Annotated in this window: 14 protein-coding genes, 1 rRNA gene and 1 other annotated feature; of the genes, 12 read left to right on the top strand and 3 right to left on the bottom strand. The window is 36.9% G+C overall.

Translation table 11 applies throughout. The features are described from left to right. From rrf to asnB, 4 genes are all read left to right on the top strand, one after another. Positions 1 to 75 (top strand): 5S ribosomal RNA (rrf, locus tag AC1RNS_RS22525); the annotation flags it as partial. Between the two features lie 324 nt (positions 76 to 399). Then, positions 400 to 1,863 (top strand): IMP dehydrogenase, encoded by a 1,464-nt coding sequence (gene guaB / locus AC1RNS_RS22520; RefSeq protein ID WP_492995894.1) that lies wholly within the window; start codon positions 400 to 402, stop codon positions 1,861 to 1,863. A gap of 140 nt (positions 1,864 to 2,003) precedes the next feature. After that, entirely contained in the window at positions 2,004 to 3,335 is a 1,332-nt protein-coding gene (locus AC1RNS_RS22515; protein ID WP_492995893.1) for a D-alanyl-D-alanine carboxypeptidase family protein, read from the top strand. Positions 3,336 to 3,430: 95 nt separating this feature from the next. Next, a complete protein-coding gene (gene asnB / locus AC1RNS_RS22510; RefSeq protein WP_492995892.1) occupies positions 3,431 to 5,269 on the top strand; it encodes an asparagine synthase (glutamine-hydrolyzing) in 1,839 nt (612 codons plus the stop codon). Between the two features lie 29 nt (positions 5,270 to 5,298). Here the strand turns inward: asnB and pdxR are convergent, their stop codons facing one another. Beyond that, the gene (gene pdxR / locus AC1RNS_RS22505; RefSeq protein WP_492995891.1) at positions 5,299 to 6,720 is read right to left on the bottom strand and encodes a MocR-like pyridoxine biosynthesis transcription factor PdxR; all 1,422 of its coding nucleotides are present in this window, start codon (positions 6,718 to 6,720) and stop codon (positions 5,299 to 5,301) included. A 104-nt stretch (positions 6,721 to 6,824) separates the two neighbouring features. On the opposite strand from pdxR, the gene pdxS reads away from it, so the two are divergent. The 3 genes from pdxS to serS all read left to right on the top strand — a co-directional run bounded on the left by pdxS (position 6,825) and on the right by serS (position 9,895). Then, positions 6,825 to 7,709 carry a pyridoxal 5'-phosphate synthase lyase subunit PdxS gene (pdxS, locus tag AC1RNS_RS22500; RefSeq protein WP_492995889.1) on the top strand — a complete coding sequence of 295 codons (885 nt, stop codon included), beginning with the start codon at positions 6,825 to 6,827 and terminating at the stop codon, positions 7,707 to 7,709. A gap of 1 nt (position 7,710) precedes the next feature. Continuing rightward, entirely contained in the window at positions 7,711 to 8,274 is a 564-nt protein-coding gene (gene pdxT / locus AC1RNS_RS22495) for a pyridoxal 5'-phosphate synthase glutaminase subunit PdxT (protein WP_492995888.1), read from the top strand. A 49-nt stretch (positions 8,275 to 8,323) separates the two neighbouring features. Continuing rightward, positions 8,324 to 8,540 (top strand) — a binding site (T-box leader). Positions 8,541 to 8,614: 74 nt separating this feature from the next. After that, positions 8,615 to 9,895 carry a serine--tRNA ligase gene (gene serS / locus AC1RNS_RS22490; RefSeq protein WP_492995886.1) on the top strand — a complete coding sequence of 427 codons (1,281 nt, stop codon included), beginning with the start codon at positions 8,615 to 8,617 and terminating at the stop codon, positions 9,893 to 9,895. Between the two features lie 387 nt (positions 9,896 to 10,282). Here serS and AC1RNS_RS22485 read toward each other — a convergent pair whose 3' ends face one another. Continuing rightward, complete coding sequence (locus AC1RNS_RS22485; protein WP_492995885.1) at positions 10,283 to 11,161, bottom strand: LysR family transcriptional regulator; 879 nt, start codon at positions 11,159 to 11,161, stop codon at positions 10,283 to 10,285. Positions 11,162 to 11,704: 543 nt separating this feature from the next. Between AC1RNS_RS22485 and AC1RNS_RS22480 the strand changes: the two genes are divergently transcribed. From AC1RNS_RS22480 to AC1RNS_RS22460, 5 genes are all read left to right on the top strand, one after another. Then, positions 11,705 to 12,928 carry an ABC transporter substrate-binding protein gene (locus AC1RNS_RS22480; protein WP_492995883.1) on the top strand — a complete coding sequence of 408 codons (1,224 nt, stop codon included), beginning with the start codon at positions 11,705 to 11,707 and terminating at the stop codon, positions 12,926 to 12,928. 98 nt (positions 12,929 to 13,026) lie between these two features. After that, positions 13,027 to 13,908 (top strand): branched-chain amino acid ABC transporter permease, encoded by an 882-nt coding sequence (locus AC1RNS_RS22475; protein ID WP_492995881.1) that lies wholly within the window; start codon positions 13,027 to 13,029, stop codon positions 13,906 to 13,908. 13 nt (positions 13,909 to 13,921) lie between these two features. Next, the gene (locus AC1RNS_RS22470; RefSeq protein WP_492995879.1) at positions 13,922 to 14,974 is read left to right on the top strand and encodes a branched-chain amino acid ABC transporter permease; all 1,053 of its coding nucleotides are present in this window, start codon (positions 13,922 to 13,924) and stop codon (positions 14,972 to 14,974) included. Then, complete coding sequence (locus AC1RNS_RS22465) at positions 14,967 to 15,761, top strand: ABC transporter ATP-binding protein (protein WP_492995877.1); 795 nt, start codon at positions 14,967 to 14,969, stop codon at positions 15,759 to 15,761. Before AC1RNS_RS22470 ends, AC1RNS_RS22465 begins: the two co-directional genes overlap by 8 nt. Next, the gene (locus AC1RNS_RS22460) at positions 15,754 to 16,506 is read left to right on the top strand and encodes an ABC transporter ATP-binding protein (RefSeq protein ID WP_492995876.1); all 753 of its coding nucleotides are present in this window, start codon (positions 15,754 to 15,756) and stop codon (positions 16,504 to 16,506) included. The genes AC1RNS_RS22465 and AC1RNS_RS22460 overlap by 8 nt, the downstream gene beginning before the upstream one ends. Before the next feature lie 197 nt (positions 16,507 to 16,703). Here the strand turns inward: AC1RNS_RS22460 and AC1RNS_RS22455 are convergent, their stop codons facing one another. Next, complete coding sequence (locus AC1RNS_RS22455; RefSeq protein ID WP_492995874.1) at positions 16,704 to 17,138, bottom strand: hotdog fold thioesterase; 435 nt, start codon at positions 17,136 to 17,138, stop codon at positions 16,704 to 16,706. Positions 17,139 to 17,479: the final 341 nt, after the last annotated feature.

Below are 17,479 nucleotides of genomic sequence, written 5' to 3'. Positions count from 1 at the left end.
GAACACGGAAGTTAAGCTCTTTAGCGCCGATGGTAGTTGGGGGCTTCCCCCTGTGAGAGTAGGACATTGCTAGGCAAAAACAGTCAACTGTGTGTTGGCTGTTTTTTTATTTTTAATGAATAAATTTTTACCAATTTATCAGCTTTTTTACAAAAAATATCCAAAAAACTAAATATAGCAGCGTACAAAGTAGTTTTTAGATACTAAATAAAGTAGAAGAATTTAAAATTTAGAACTTATCATCATCATTTATTTGAAGAGCTAAGTGGGAATTCATTGCTAAATTTACTGCCTTTAAAAATCTGAATTGTCTTTCTTTTATAAGTTTCTTGACAGTAGCTTAGCACGTTGTTAATCTTACAATTAATATTCTTTTAACTATAGGAGGACGTTACGAAAATGTGGGAAACTAAATTTGCCAAAGAAGGTTTAACTTTTGATGATGTATTATTAGTACCAGCTCATTCCGAAGTATTACCGAAAGATGTTGATTTATCAGTTCAACTAACACCAAAAATTAAATTAAACATTCCAATGGTTAGTGCTGGCATGGATACAGTTACAGAGTCTAAAATGGCAATTGCTATGGCACGTCAAGGTGGTATCGGTATTATCCATAAAAACATGGGAATTGATGAGCAAGCTGAACAAGTAGAAAAAGTAAAACGTTCTGAAAATGGTGTTATTACAAACCCATTCTTCTTAACTCCGACTCACCAAGTTTTCGATGCTGAGCACTTAATGGGTAAATATCGAATTTCTGGTGTACCAATTGTTGATAGTATGGAGAACCAAAAATTAGTAGGGATTATTACAAACCGTGACTTACGTTTTATCTCTGATTATTCATTAAAAATCGAAGATGTTATGACAAAAGAGGATTTGATTACAGCTCCTGTTGGAACGACTTTAGAGGATGCTGAAAAAATTCTTCAGCAATATAAAATCGAAAAGTTACCAATTGTAGATGAAGAAGGTAAATTAACAGGGTTAATTACAATTAAGGATATCGAAAAAGTAATTGAATTCCCTAACGCTGCTAAAGACATACATGGTCGTTTATTAGTAGGTGCAGCGGTTGGTGTCTCAAAAGATACGATGGTACGTATCGAGAAGCTTGTGGAGGCTCAAGTTGACATCGTAGTAATTGATACTGCTCATGGACACTCTGAGGGCGTATTACAAACAATTCGTTCAATCCGTGAAGCATATCCAGAGCTAGAGATTATCGCTGGTAATGTAGCAACAGGTGAAGGTGCACGTGCATTATTCGAAGCTGGTGCTGATGTAGTTAAGGTTGGTATTGGTCCAGGCTCTATTTGTACTACTCGTGTTGTAGCTGGTGTAGGAGTACCACAAATTACAGCTGTTTATGATTGCGCTACAGTGGCTCGTGAGGTTGGTAGAACAATTATTGCCGATGGAGGTATTAAATACTCTGGAGACATCGTAAAGGCTCTTGCAGCGGGTGGTAATGTTGTAATGCTTGGTTCACTTCTAGCAGGTACTTCAGAATCTCCTGGTGAAACTGAAATTTTCCAAGGACGTCGCTTCAAAGTTTACCGTGGTATGGGTTCAATTGGAGCTATGGAAAAAGGATCAAAAGATCGCTATTTCCAAGAAGATGCGAAAAAATTAGTACCAGAGGGAATTGAAGGTCGACTTCCTTATAAAGGACCTCTAGCAGATACAATTTATCAACTTATCGGTGGTATTCGAGCAGGTATGGGCTATTGCGGATCACCAAGCCTAGAGTTCTTACGTGAAAATGCTCAATTCGTACGAATGACAGGTGCAGGTTTACGTGAGTCTCATCCACATGATGTACAAATCACAAAAGAATCCCCGAATTATTCGATGTAATATATTACTAGCAACTTTTATGCTCTCGAATCGTCTACAAAGATGGCGCGAGAGCTTTTTTTATGTTAGAGAGTACCCACGTAAGTTACTATCTGTGATAAAATGTCGTGGACAAGATTATTTTTTGGAGGGTTTTAAAGGTGAAAAAGACAATGAATACCGTCATTCGCTTGCTCCTAATCCCTGTTTTGTTATTTAGTTTGTTTGCAGGTATTCCTGTGAAGGCAAATGCAGAAACAGATTTAGGACTACACGTGGATGCTGCGATTTTAATTGACGCAGATTCAGGAAAAATTTTATATGAACAAAATGCAGATACTTCACTAGGTATTGCAAGTATGACAAAAATGATGACAGAATACCTGTTATTGGACGCAATTGATGCAGGTACAGTTAAGTGGGATCAGGAATATCATGTAACTGATTATACGTATCGTATGTCACAAAACCGTGCGTTAAGTAATGTACCATTACGTAGGGATGGAACTTACACAATTCGTGAATTATATGAAGCAATGGCGATCTATTCAGCTAATGCTGCTACAGTAGGTATTGCAGAAACAATTGCTGGTACTGAAGCTGAGTTTTTAAAACTGATGAATAAAAAGGCTGAAGAGCTTGGTCTTAAAGACTATAAATTCGTGAACTCTACTGGACTTAACAATGCAGATTTATTTGGAATGCATCCAGCTGGTACTGGGCCAGAAGATGAAAACGTGATGCCTGCTAAATCTGTAGCCAAACTAGCATATCATTTACTTAAAGATCATCCAAACGTATTAGAAACATCTAAAATTGCAGAAAAGACGTTCCGTGAAGGTACAGATGATAGAATTGAAATGAGAAACTGGAACTTAATGTTGCCTGGATTAGTGCACCAGTATGAAGGTGTTGATGGATTAAAAACTGGTACAACAAACTTTGCTGGACATTGCTTTACAGGTACTGCAGAGCGTAATGGTACACGTTTAATTTCTGTTGTTATGAAGGCTGTAGATGCAAAAGGGCAGGAATCAAAAAAAGCTCGATTCGACGAAACAGCTAAATTATTTAACTACGGCTTCTCACAATTCTCAAAACAAGAAATTATTCCAGCGAAGTATACGTTTAAAGATCAGAAAACAGTAAAAGTTACAAAAGGTAAAGAAAAGAAAGTAGCAATTGCTGTAAAAGAACCTGTATCTTTTATGATGAAGTCATCTGATAAAGATTTATATAAACCGAAACTTGTTTTAGATAAAAAGAGTTTAGAAGCAGAGGTTAAAAAGGATACAGTTGTCGGAAAGGTAGTTATTGAGCGCTCAGAGGGCACCGATTACGGTTTCATTGATGGTAAGGAACTAAAAGCTGATGTTGTCACTACAGAGGCTGTGGAGCGTGCTAGTGGCATCTCATTATTCTTCCAAGGTATAGGTAACTTCTTTGGCAACTTATGGGGTGGTATTTCCGACTTTGTTGGCAGCTTATTTTAATAATCAATCATTCAAGAACACGTAAATCATTACGTGTTCTTTTTCACGTTTTAGTACATTACTGCATACGCTAATAGGCGAAAGGATGTGGCTAAATGTGTGGGATTACAGGATGGGCTAGCTTTCAAAAAGATTTAAGAACAAGTGAAGAAATCATCAAGTTGATGGCCCAAACTTTAAATAAACGCGGTCCAGATGATGAAAATATTTGGTGTAATGAGCATATAGCATTTGGCCATCGAAGGTTAGCCGTTATCGATTTAATAGGCGGCAAGCAACCAATGATGAAAAGTCATGAAGGTGCAAATTATGTCATTACATACAATGGCGAGCTTTATAATACAGAGGAATTACGTAAGGAGCTTCAAAATCGAGGATATACTTTTACTACACATTCAGATACGGAAGTTTTGCTAACGGCTTATATTGAATGGAAAGAGCAATGTGTAAATTTTTTAAATGGTATCTTTGCTTTTGGGGTGTGGGATGAACAATTACAATCACTATTTTTATGTAGAGATCGACTTGGGGTAAAACCTTTGTATTATACAGAGCAACAAGGAAGTTTGCTTTTTGCATCTGAGGTAAAAGCATTATTAGCACATCCTGAGGTGAAAGCAACTGTAAATGCAGAGGGATTAGCCAATATTATGGCTGTAGGGCCTTCTAGAACACCAGGAAAGGCGCTTTTTCAAAATATTAATGAATTGCGCCCTGGATATGCAATGCGTTTCTCAAGGGAAGGTATGCGAATTTGGCAATATTGGCGTTTGCAGAGCGAGCATCATAATGAATCTTTAGAAGATACAGTAGATCATGTCCGTTTTTTACTGACTGATGCAATTGAACGTCAGCTTGTTTCGGATGTACCAATTTGTACCTTTCTTTCAGGTGGCTTAGATTCTAGTATTATTACAGGCATTGCAGCGAACAGTTTTCAGCAAAAGGGGAAAGATAGGCTTCATACGTACTCTATTGATTATGAGGATAATGAGCGTTTTTTTAATCCACATGCATTTCAAACATCGACAGACACTTATTGGATTGAACAGATGACAAATACATTTAAAACAGATCATCATGCTGAGGAAATCTCGCAACAGCAATTAATTGATTTGTTAGTGGAATCTGTAATTGTTAGAGATTCACCAGGAATGGCAGATGTAGATTCATCACTACTATGGTTTTGCCGAAAAATCAAAAGGGACTTTACAGTTGCATTATCAGGTGAATGTGCAGATGAAATCTTTGGTGGATATCCATGGTTTACGGAGACGACAACAGGTTTCCCTTGGATTCGTTCACTTGCTGAAAGGACAACAATGCTACAAGATCGATGGCGTAAGAAATTAGCAGTTGAATCATATGCACAACATGTTTATACACAAACAATAGCGGAAGTACCATATTTCGAAGGAGAAGGTATGGAGGAAGCAAGGCATCGTGAAATGTTTTATTTAAATATGGTGTGGTTTATGCAAACATTGTTGGAACGAAAAGATCGTATGAGTATGGGAGCAAGTCTTGAGGTTCGTGTTCCATTTGCTGATCATCGTCTTGTGGAATATACATGGAATATTCCTTGGGAAATGAAAAATTTAGGTGGAATGGAAAAGGGATTACTTCGAAAAGCAATGGACCACTTATTGCCCAAAGAAGTATTGTATCGTAAAAAGAATCCGTATCCTAAAACCTATCATCCGCTTTATACGATGGGTGTTCAAAAATGGCTAGGAGAAATAATGAGGGATAAAAATTCGATTCTTCATGAATTATTTGAAAGGCAGAAGCTGATTGAGCTAATTGAATCTGGTGGTAGCTCTTTTAAAGTTCCTTGGTACGGACAATTAATGGCAGGGCCTCAACTTTTGGCATATCTAGGGCAAATTCATACATGGTTTGAACATTATAATATTCAATTAATTGAGTCCTAATTTGAAAGAAACACCAATCAGCCCGCATTTTAACGTGAGGGTGATTGGTGCTTTTTTATATCCCAACAATCCATAAGTTTCTCAATGGATTGTTCAATTTCATGTACAGGTATACCTCCAAAGCCTAGTAAAAATTGAGCCTGCGATGTTACAGTGCGATCTAGGCGGTAGTCCGATAATGGATAAATACCAATCTCTGCATTAGAGGCGAGCTCTTGTAAATGCTTTTCAGTTAGTGCATGCTGTACCTCTAATAATATATGCATCCCTGCTTGCTCTCCAGTAATTTTAATTTGATTAGAATAGTTTTCTAAAATAGAAGTTAGCTTATCGTGTTTTTTACGGTAAATTTTCCTCATCCGGTTTAAATGTTTAGCAAAATGACCATCCCGCATGAAATTAGCAACAATATGTTGATCGAATCTAGGTACTGTTGATGAATAGTAATTAAATACGTCATTATAGGTTGCCAGCAATTTTGGCGGGAGAACAAAATAAGCAACTCGCAAGGATGGCATTAATGATTTTGTAAAGGTACTCATATAAATGACTTTATCATTTCGATCGAGTGCGTGTAGAGCAGGAATTGGTTTCCCAGTATAACGAAATTCAGAATCATAGTCATCCTCAATTATATAGCGAGAGGTACTCTGCGCAGCCCAATTTAATGCCTGTGCACGTCTTGTAGCTGACAATACTGCACCTGTTGGAAACTGATGAGATGGTGTGATATATACAACGTCAGCGCTCGTTTTTTCGAGTTCATGAATTAAGATGCCCTCATCATCAACAGTAATTGGGTAGACCTTTCGTTTATGCTGAGAAAACATACGATGCACAGCTGGATAACCAGGATTTTCAAGAGCAAAGTAAGTGTCATCACTAAAGAGGCGTAAAATCATTGGAAGTAGCTGCTCTGTCCCTGAACCCACAACTATTTGCTCAGGACTACAAACAACTCCACGAGATTGATATAAATAATTAGCAATCTCAGTACGTAAAGAAAGCTCTCCCTGAGGTTCCCCAGTTAATAATAATTCCTTTGAGGTATCATCAAAAAGCTCTTTTGCATATTTGCGCCATGTTTGAAATGGAAATGCATGAATATCGATAGAAGCAGGATTAAAATCTATTTTGTATGTTTTTTTCTTAGGCAGCTCACTTAAGGAAGCTACTGTGTCCTGATGAATATAGGGAAGCTCGTCAATCTCCTCTACAAAATACCCAACGCGTGCTTTAGACATTATATAGCCCTCAGCTAATAGTTGTGCATATGCAATTTCAATTGTTGTTTGAGAAATATTCAAAAAATCGGATAATTTTCTTTTTGATGGTAATTTTTCCCCTACTGAAATTTTCTTTGTAATGATAGCTTCTTTAATGCCGCTATAAAGCTGATCATAGAGCGGTTTTCCACCATCTTTTTCTAGCTGAAATAATAGCATGTCCACGTTTACTTTGCCTCCTGACCTTATAGATATTAATAAAACTGGATATTTTGATATAGTCAATTTCCATTATACTAGACTTCATCATAAAGGTGGAGGTTAGAAACATGAAACAAACAGGCACAGAGCTAGTAAAAAGAGGTATGGCTGAAATGCAAAAGGGTGGCGTTATTATGGACGTGATAAATGCAGAGCAGGCGAAAATTGCTGAAGCAGCAGGAGCTGTAGCTGTCATGGCATTAGAAAGGGTACCATCAGATATTCGTAAGGCGGGCGGTGTTGCACGTATGGCTGATCCTAGAATTGTTGAGGAGGTTATGGGGGCTGTCTCTATTCCGGTGATGGCTAAGGCACGTATAGGGCATATAGTCGAAGCAAGAATCTTAGAGGCAATGGGTGTTGATTATATTGATGAAAGTGAAGTATTAACACCTGCAGATGAAGAGTTTCATTTATTAAAAAGTGATTACACTGTACCATTTGTTTGTGGTTGCCGCGATTTAGGAGAAGCTGCTCGACGCATTGGTGAGGGAGCTTCAATGCTGCGAACAAAGGGTGAACCAGGAACAGGGAATATTGTAGAGGCTGTACGTCATATTCGTAAAGTGAATGCGCAAGTTCGTAAGGTAGTTGGTATGACAGAGGATGAGCTAATGACAGAGGCTAAATTGCTTGGAGCCCCATTTGAATTATTAAGAGAAATTAAACGAAATGGGCGTTTACCAGTGGTGAATTTTGCAGCTGGTGGTGTCGCTACGCCTGCTGATGCTGCCTTAATGATGGAGCTTGGTGCTGACGGTGTGTTCGTTGGTTCTGGTATTTTTAAATCAGAAAATCCAGAGAAGTTTGCAAAGGCAATTGTAGAGGCTACTACACATTATAAGGATTATAAGCTTCTAGCAGAAATATCAAAAGAGCTAGGGGTTCCAATGAAAGGCATTGATATTGCCCAGCTCAGTCAAAATGAGCGCATGCAAGAGCGAGGCTGGTAAAATGAAACGAATTGGTGTATTAGCATTGCAGGGAGCGGTACGGGAGCACATGCAAATGTTAGAGTCACTAGACTGTGAGGTTGTCTTGGTAAAACGGCACAATGACTTACAGCAACTAGATGGACTTGTGCTACCTGGTGGGGAGAGTACAACAATGCGAAAATTGCTGAATCGATATGAGCTGTTGGAGCCAATTCGCACACTCGCAAAGACTGGATTGCCGATGTTTGGAACATGTGCAGGCTTAATTTTATTGGCAAATGAAGTAGTGGACTATGAGCCACATTTAGCGGTTATGAATTTAGCAGTAGCAAGAAATTCTTATGGACGACAGGTAGATAGCTTCGAAGTAGACCTCAATATACCTAAAATAGGTAATGCAATCCCTACTGTTTTTATACGCGCACCTCATATTGTTTCAGTTGGCGAAGGTGTTGAAATTCTAGCAGAGCATGAAGGGAAGATTGTTTTAGCACAGGATGGTCATTTTTTAGGCTGTTCGTTTCATCCTGAATTAACAACTGATACACGTATTCTCAAATATTTTGTATCGTCTATGGTATGACTTGCAAAATCTTGTTTCGTATAGTACAGTATGGATAAAATTTAAATAACTGAACACGATGATGGGAAGTAGTAACAGGCACGTTTTTTTTAGAGAGTCAGCGGTTGGTGGAAGCTGATAAAAACACTTGTGAATCCGTCCTGGAGTTGCGCAGTCGAAGTGAATGAAGTAGGCTGTCGCCGGCTGAAATGCCGTTATGAAATAAGTGGATTAGGCATGATGTCTAGTCAATTAGGGTGGCAACGCGGGTAGCTCTCGTCCCTTTTATGGGATGAGGGCTTTTTTGTGTTCTCCTGACCTACTATTCCCCATCATTTGGAATCTACTGGAGGTATGAACGATGTTAGATATTAAACGCGTGCGCGATAATTTCGCTGAAGTTAAAGAAATGCTATTAACACGTAATGAGGATTTAGGAAACTTAGACGATTTTGAAGAATTAGATGCCAAGCGTCGTGTATTAATTGCAAAAACGGAAGAGCTTAAAGCTGAGCGTAATAAAGTATCTGAACAAATTTCTGTGATGAAGCGTAATAAAGAAAATGCGGATGAAGTAATCGCTCGTATGCGTCAGGTTGGCGATGAAATTAAGGAGCTAGATGTCCAATTAAATGATGTAGAAGACCGTTTTAAAGATATGATGATGCGTTTACCAAACATCCCGCATGAATCCGTACCAGTAGGCACAACAGAGGATGACAACGTTGTGGAATATACTTGGGGTGAGGTACCGACATTTGATTTTGATATTAAACCACACTGGGATATTGCAACCGATTTAAAAATTGTAGACTTTGAGCGTGGAGCAAAAGTGACAGGTAGCAGATTCTTATTCTATCGAGGGCTGGGTGCTCGTTTAGAACGTGCATTAATGACATTTATGATGGATTTACATGCAGAAGAGCATGGTTATGAAGAAATGCTGCCACCTGTAATTGTTAATCGTGATAGTTTAACTGGTACTGGACAGCTTCCTAAGTTTGAAGAAGATGTATTTAAATTAGAGGAAACAGATTATTTCATGATTCCAACGGCAGAGGTACCTGTAACAAACTTCTATCGTGATGAAATATTATCTGTAGAAGCATTACCACAGGGCTTTGCTGCATATAGTGCATGTTTCCGTTCAGAGGCAGGCTCTGCGGGACGTGATACACGTGGTTTAATTCGCCAGCACCAATTTAACAAAGTAGAATTAGTGCGCTTTGTAAAACCAGAGGAATCATACGAACAGCTAGAGCTATTAACTGGTCATGCTGAAAGGGTACTACAACTATTAGGCTTACCTTACCGTAAACTAAAAATGTGTACGGCTGATTTAGGCTTTACGGCAGCAAAAAAATATGATTTAGAGGTTTGGATTCCAGCACAAAACATGTATCGTGAAATCTCTTCTTGCTCTAATTTCGAGGATTTCCAAGCACGTCGAGCAAATATTCGCTTCCGTCGTGAAGCAAATGCAAAACCGGAGTATGTACACACATTAAACGGCTCAGGACTTGCTATTGGACGTACAGTAGCGGCCATCCTAGAAAACTATCAGCAAGCTGATGGAAGCGTAGTAATTCCTGAGGTACTAAGATCTTATATGGGCGGGAAAGATATTATTGCTCCAAAATAGTTCTGGGTCGAAGTGACAAGTGCAGAGAATTAAAGAAGTAAATCAATTTCGCACTGAAAAGGTACCAAAACCGCATTGATCTCACCACCTCTACAGGTGGTGAGATCAATGAAGATAAAAAATAAGCTACCGTTGGAGATTTATTTCTCGATGGTAGCTTTTCTTTGTAAATCTTATTAATGGAGACGAACGTGGTGCTTTACAGAGATGGCTATGTTCATTAGAAATTGAGTAAATAATACCTTCAATAAAAGAATGAGATAAAATGGATTTATTACCCAAATGAAATTAAACTGTCCATTCTATGGGGCTTTGATTAGTTTTTTCTACGAGGAAAGCTAAAATTACCTTCCTAGAAGTACGCTTTTTTTATATAGGTATATTTATTTAATTTCCATTTTCAGTAAACAACTCTAAAAAATTAAGTGCATATTTGGCTAAATACCGTTCCTTTGGCCAAACTATCGTCGCTTTAGATTGGATGTTACAATTAGCGAATTCAATAATTTTAATGCCATCAATAGAAAACTTATCTAGACTTGTTCTTGGCAAAATGGTCACACCTACTCCTTTTCTAATCAAGGAAGAGACCATGGCAATATTAGTACACTCACAAATAATTTTTGGTTCAAACCCATGAGTTTTAAATTCATCTAAAATAATACGAAGTGTATTACAATTATGATGACGATAAAAAGAAAGAAATGGTATATTCTTTAATTCTCCCATCTGAATCGGGCTCTGTAAATTCCACTGCGATGGTGTAGCAAGTACAAATCCCTCAACATCCAAGCCTAATGAAAAAAATTTTTCATCTTCAATGGGCTGCTGTAAAATAGCTACGTCAATTTCTTTACTTAAAAGGCTCTCTGTTAAGAATAATGTATCGCCTTCGATAATTTTAAAGCATAAATCGGGGTATCGGTCGAGCATAATCTTGATTTTTTCAGGTATATAGGATAAACAAGTTTGATCTGCGCCTATAGATAAAACACCTTTTAAGCCTTCTCCTACTTCCTTTATTTCAGAAATAGTATCCTCGAAATTGGATAATAAAGTTTTCCCTTTTTCATATAACACTTTCCCGGGACCCGTCATATCAAGTGTCCTACCATTTCGATCTAGTAGTTTACAATTCAATTCTTCTTCCATCATTTTTAACTGCTGGCTAAGTGGAGGCTGTGCCATATGTAGTTTTTTTGCGGCTTTCGTAATTTGTCCTTCCTCGACAATTGTTATGAAGTAATTTAATTGCCTTAGATCCATGAATTTTCCCACCTTTATACTTAAAATGCAGTATTTTGTCGAATAAGTATATTTATTATGTATAATAACATATTTTCAGATTTTTTAGAATATAACGTTTTTCATATTTAATATGTTTCTTCACTTTATATTTTGAGAGAAAATACAATTTTTCTAGAGGTGGCAAGGATTTCATATGCTAAAGTCCATAACGTTCTTTTATAAAAAATATAACAAAATAAAAACGAGTATATAAAAATCGTATATATAATGATTTGATGTGTATATTTTTAGTATTTATCATTTTTAACAATACATGTTATTCTTTGGACTAATAAAATCAGTTATTTTCTGCTTTATAGTTACTAAAATCTAGAATGTGTGATTTTTTTCTTGGATAATATAATTGATTATTATCTTAAAAAACTTTAGTATTACACAAAAAAAATAATAATAAGATTTGAGTTATGTTTTTTTTATTCATGAGGGGCTATACATACCGTCATTTTTAACAGGGGATGCGGTTTATATAGGTATAAAAATAATTAAGGGGTGTAGTATTTTATGAAAAAGACTTTACTGTCACTTTTCCTATTGATGAGTGCGTTATTTTTGATAGCGTGTGGTTCATCATCTGATTCAGGAAAAAACAACTCATCATCTGCGGGATCTTCTAGCTCAGAATCTGGTACAGGAGCAACAGCCGATTCAATAAAAATTGCAGGGATTTTTTCAGCATCTGGTGGAGCGGCTGCTCTTGGGGAACCAGAAATGCAAACGCTTAAAATGTTAGTAGATCAAAAAAATGCAGAGGGTGGAATTAACGGTCAACAAATTGAATTAGTAACTTATGATGATAAATCAGACCAAAATGAAGCAATCCTTGCAATGAAAAAGGCATTAACTCAAGACAAAGTATCACTTGTAATAGGCGGTACAACAAGTGGTAACTCATTAGCTATGTTGCCTTTAGCAGAACAAAATCAAGTACCTTATATCTCGGTTGCTGCAAGTAAACAAATTTATGTCGGTGAAGATGGCAAAGCACGTAAATGGGTGTTTAAAATGCCACAAGACGACCAACAAGCAGTAGAGCGTATTTTACAATATTTAAAAGATCATAACTTATCAAAAGTAGCATGGTTAAATGTTGCGAACTCTTATGGTACAGGTGGTCATGACGAGTTCGTTAAACATGCACCAAAATACGGTGTAGAGCCAGTGATTGAAGATGAATTTGAAACAACAGTCACAGATGCAAAACCATTATTAACACGTGTGAAAAAAGCAAATCCAGATGTAATTATCGTTTGGGGAACTGTACAGGAATCCGCAGTTGTTATTAAAAACATTCGTGAATTAGCACTAGATATACCTGTGCTTGCAAGTCATGGAATTGCAACAAATCAATTTATTGAAGTTGCAGGCGAAGCAGCAAATGATGTAATTTTACCAACAGGTAAATTATTAGTTGCAAATAGCTTAGAAGATTCGAATCCACAAAAAGAACTATTAATAGCGTACAACGAATCTTACACAGCGAAATACAATAAATCGGCAAGTACGTTCGGTGCATATGCAGCAGACGCTTTCACTATTGCAACGAAAGCAATTGAAGCCAAAGGTACTGATAGCGCCGCTATTCGGGATTTCATTGAGCAAGAACTGGGGGAATTTGTAGGCCTTACTGGTACATTTAACATCAATGCAGAAAACCATATGGGATTAAGTCCAGATAGTTTTGCAATGGTACGTATTGTAGATGGAAAATGGACCTTAGAAAACTGATAAAAATAATACAAATTCAATGAACAGTGGTGTCTCTCCATCACTGTTCATTCATTATCAATCTAGTAACATCGAAATGAAATGGAGTGAATGATATCATGGAAACATTTTCTCAAATGTTGCAATTGTTATTTTCAGGTTTAACAATAGGAGCAATTTATGCACTGATTGCAGTGGGATTCGTTATTATCTATAACGTGACAGGTATTCTTAACTTCGCACAAGGTGAATTTGCTATGTTTGGTGCATTAATCAGTATTTCACTCGTAAAAGCAAATCTACCCTTATGGTTAGCCATTATTTTAAGTATCGTCATTGTAGCGGCTATTGGCGGAATATTTGAACGAACAGCCATTCATACCGCTCGTAAATCATCCATGACAACACTAATAATCATTACAATTGGGGTTTCGATTGCATTCCGTGGGATTGCTATTTTAATTTGGGGGACTCAAGCTCAAACATTACCGCCATTTATGGATAATACACCAATTCAATTTTTAGATGCCGTATTACTTCCACAAAACTTATGGGCAATTGGTCTTTCTATCATAATTTTAATCGTCATGATGTACTTTTTTAACTATACATTTACAGGAAAATCATTAACAGCTTGTGTGATCAATCCTTTTGCTGCACGTTTAATGGGAATAAACCCAAATAAAATGTCATTACTTGCTGTTGTTGTAAGTGCTGCAGTAGGAGCTTTAGCGGGTACAGTAATCGCTCCAATATCCGGTGCATCCTATGATATGGGGATGATGCTTGGTATAAAAGCATTTGTAGCAGCAGTTGTTGGGGGATTAACAAATGCCCCAGCTGCAATTGCAGGTGCGTTTTTAATCGGTATTATTGAAGCGTTTACAGAAGGATTATGGTCTTCTGGTTTAAAAGATGTAGTGAGTTTCTCTTTATTGCTATTAATTTTATTTGTAAAACCTGAAGGTCTATTTGCTAAAGCTTCAGGAAAACGCGTATAAGGGGTACAAAATTATGACAAAAAAGAATTTAAAATTAATTTATAATAACAGTCTGGTTGGCCCCTGCATTTTCTTTGCACTGCTATTTTGTATCCCGCTAGTGGGATCTACTTATACACTTGCCATTTTTACAATGATTGGTTTTTATGCATTAGTATGCATCGGGTTAACAATGCTAACAGGATACGCGGGACAAATTTCATTAGGTCACGCGGCCTTTTATGGAATCGGTGCCTACACATCTGCTTATATGACAGGTACACAAGGTTTATCTCCTTGGTTAGCGATTATTGTAGGTGCACTAATTTCTGCGCTGGTTGCTTTGCTAATTGGTATTCCAACATTTAAGTTGAAGGGCTACTATTTAGCATTAGCAACATTAGGGTTTGGCATTATTGTCTATACAGCATTTAAGGAGTTAACACAGATTACTGGAGGCTCAAATGGCTTTTTTGGTATTCCATCTATTAGTTTATTTGGCTTTGATTTCGTCACAGATCGTAGTTACTTCTATCTCATCTGGGTATTTGTTTTTGTCGCACTTTTTATCGCACGTAACATTATTCACTCACGTATTGGACGTGGTTTACGTTCCATTGAGGGAAGTGAAATTGCAGCAGATGCAGTTGGTGTTAATTTAATGAAATATAAACTACAAATTTTTATTACAAGTGCTATTTTCACATCTATCTCTGGCTCCTTATTAGCTCATTACGTATCATTTATTAATCCAGATTTATTTACAGCAAATACGTCTATTTATTTATTAATAATGGTCATTATCGGAGGATTAAGTAATATTTGGGGTGCCATTATTGGCTCTGCAACGTATGTTTTGCTCGGAGAATTATTAAAGCACTACGTACCATTGATTTTACCGAATGTTGGAGGAGAATTTGAAATCGTATTCTTCGGTTTATTACTTGTCTTAACATTAATTTATATGCCGAATGGTTTAGTACCACAATTCGAGAAAATTTTCTCCAAATTTAAAAAGAGGGGTAATGCTACTCACATGGCTTTAGCAATCAATACCCAAGCGACAGGAGGGAAAGCTAATGACTAATAAAGAGCTCATCTTAAGTGTAGAAAACTTAACAAAGATTTTTGGCGGCGTGGTTGCTGTAGACAATGTATCATTCACAATTAATAAAGGTGAAATTTTCGCAGTTATTGGTCCTAATGGAGCTGGTAAAACAACACTTTTCAATATGATTACTGGAGTATTGCCTAGTTCATCCGGAAATGTGTACTTTCAAGGTAAGCGATTAACACGTAAAAAACCATATCAAATTGCACAAGCTGGTGTGACAAGAACATTTCAAAACTTAGAAGTCTTTGATAATATGACCGTCATCGAAAATGTGATGACTGGGGCACATATTACGATGAAAACAAACATTTTATCAGCAGGTTTACGATTACCGACTGTCGTCAAAGAGGAAGTTCAAACAATGGAAAGGGCATTACAATGTTTAAAGGACGTAGGAATTGCCGAATTTGCCTATGAGATGTCAGATAAATTGCCTTATGGTAATCAGCGGCTACTTGAAATTGCGCGTGCAGCAATTTCAAAACCACAACTAATTTTATTAGATGAGCCAATGGCAGGTCTGAACGCTGAAGAATCCAGACAATTAGTTGACGTAATTTTGAAAATGCGCGCGGACGGTATGACATTTTTATTTGTTGAACATGACATGGAAACGGTTATGTCCATTTCAGATCGTTTAGTAGTTTTGGATAATGGCGTCAAAATCGGAGAAGGCAACCCTGAAGAGATTTATCAAAATCCACAAGTCTTGGCAGCATACTTGGGCGATGATGAGGAAGAAGGTGTAGAGTATGCTTAAAATCGAAAATCTACATACCTATCATGGGTATTTACACGTCCTTGATGGTATAAATTTTGAGTTATTAGAAGGAGAATTACTGTCAATTGTTGGATCAAATGGTGCAGGGAAAAGTACGCTACTTGGTACTCTAGCTGGTATATATACGCCAACTGAAGGGAAAATCGAATACAAGGGATTTGATATTACTAGAGATGGTGTTCAAAGGACGGTTGCCAAAGGTATCTGTTTAGTACCTGAACGAAGACAAATTTTTTCTTCATTATCTGTAAAAGACAATCTCATGCTCGGTTCTTATCATCGTTATAAGAAAGATAAGAAAACGATTCATCGTGACTACGAAGAAATCGTAGAATTATTTCCACGCTTAAAGCAAATGCTCAATCGTCCTGGTGGTTTACTTTCAGGTGGGGAACAACAAATGGTAGCGATTGGAAGGGGGTTGATGGCCAATCCTAAAGTATTAATGCTAGATGAGCCCTCATTAGGACTCGCGCCTTTAATTGTGAAAGATATTATGAATATTTTACGTAGACTGTGTGATGAACGTGGTGCAACGATTATTTTGGTAGAACAGAACGTAAAAGCAGCATTAAAGGTAGCTGACCGTGCCTGTGTATTAGCGCATGGTCAAATGACAATTTCAGGTACAGCACAAGAATTATTAAATAATTCAAAAGTACAAGAGGCGTACTTCGGTATACCGCAGAAAAAACCAACTGCGCTGGCAAAAGTAAAAGTATAAGAAAACAACTTCAAGATCCCTCCTTATCACTACACTAGAGAGGGGTTTAAGCGTATTAAAAGATGTGTATGAAACCTATTCATCATTCAGAAAGGTTTCATACACATCTACTATAACAAGCAATCGATGGATGTTTGATAGATTGCTCCTTCATTCACATCAGCATTGCCATTTCACTTTTGATTACTTTATTATTCTTATCCAATGAAACTTTCATTTTTACGATAAACCATCGCTTCCATTGTTGCGCATAATTCATCGTTACTTAACACATCGATGCGATACCAAGCTAAGCGGCGTGTCTTTTTCACTTCCTGAGCGATAGCTGTTAGTTTGTGATCAGCAAAACTCGCGCTCATGTAGTTAATCGTATTTGTCACACCAACAGCTGTTGTTCCATAAGAATTACTTGCCACTGCAAAGGCATAATCAGCTAGTGAAAAAATAATGCCTCCGTGTACAGTACCGTGTGTGTTCAGCATATGAGTAGCTGGTGAAAGTGTTACTTTCGCAAATCCTGCTTTCAATTCTAGTAATTCCATCCCTAAATAATTAGCGTAAGGTTCGTTTTTTAAAGCGTCAAATATGTCGTCGTAATATTGTTCGTGTTGTTGTGTTTCTGATAACGTCAATACATACTCCCTCCTTTAATTGTAAATATATTCCTCATTTAAACAGAATGTACAAACGATTGTATTGCATAATTTAATACATAATTATAACGACTGTAATAAAAGTGAAATATAAAATCAATTTAACATCGGTTATTTGAAAAGTAAATAAGAAAATAGTTAATATGCGTATCATATAGAATTATATTGATTTTTCGCGTGTATTTTAGGTTAAAATTATTTAAGAATGATATTGCCGTTATTCGGACTATCAGAAAATTTATTAACATGTTAAAAGAAAAAAGGTTTAAAAATTAGAAATAAATAACTTTAGAGAGATAAAACAAAATATATTGACAATT

The sequence above is a fragment of the Lysinibacillus sp. GW821-FHT14F06 genome (assembly GCF_058803665.1).
Note: the sequence above shows the minus strand (reverse complement) of the source record. Positions and strands in the feature narration are given on the sequence as shown.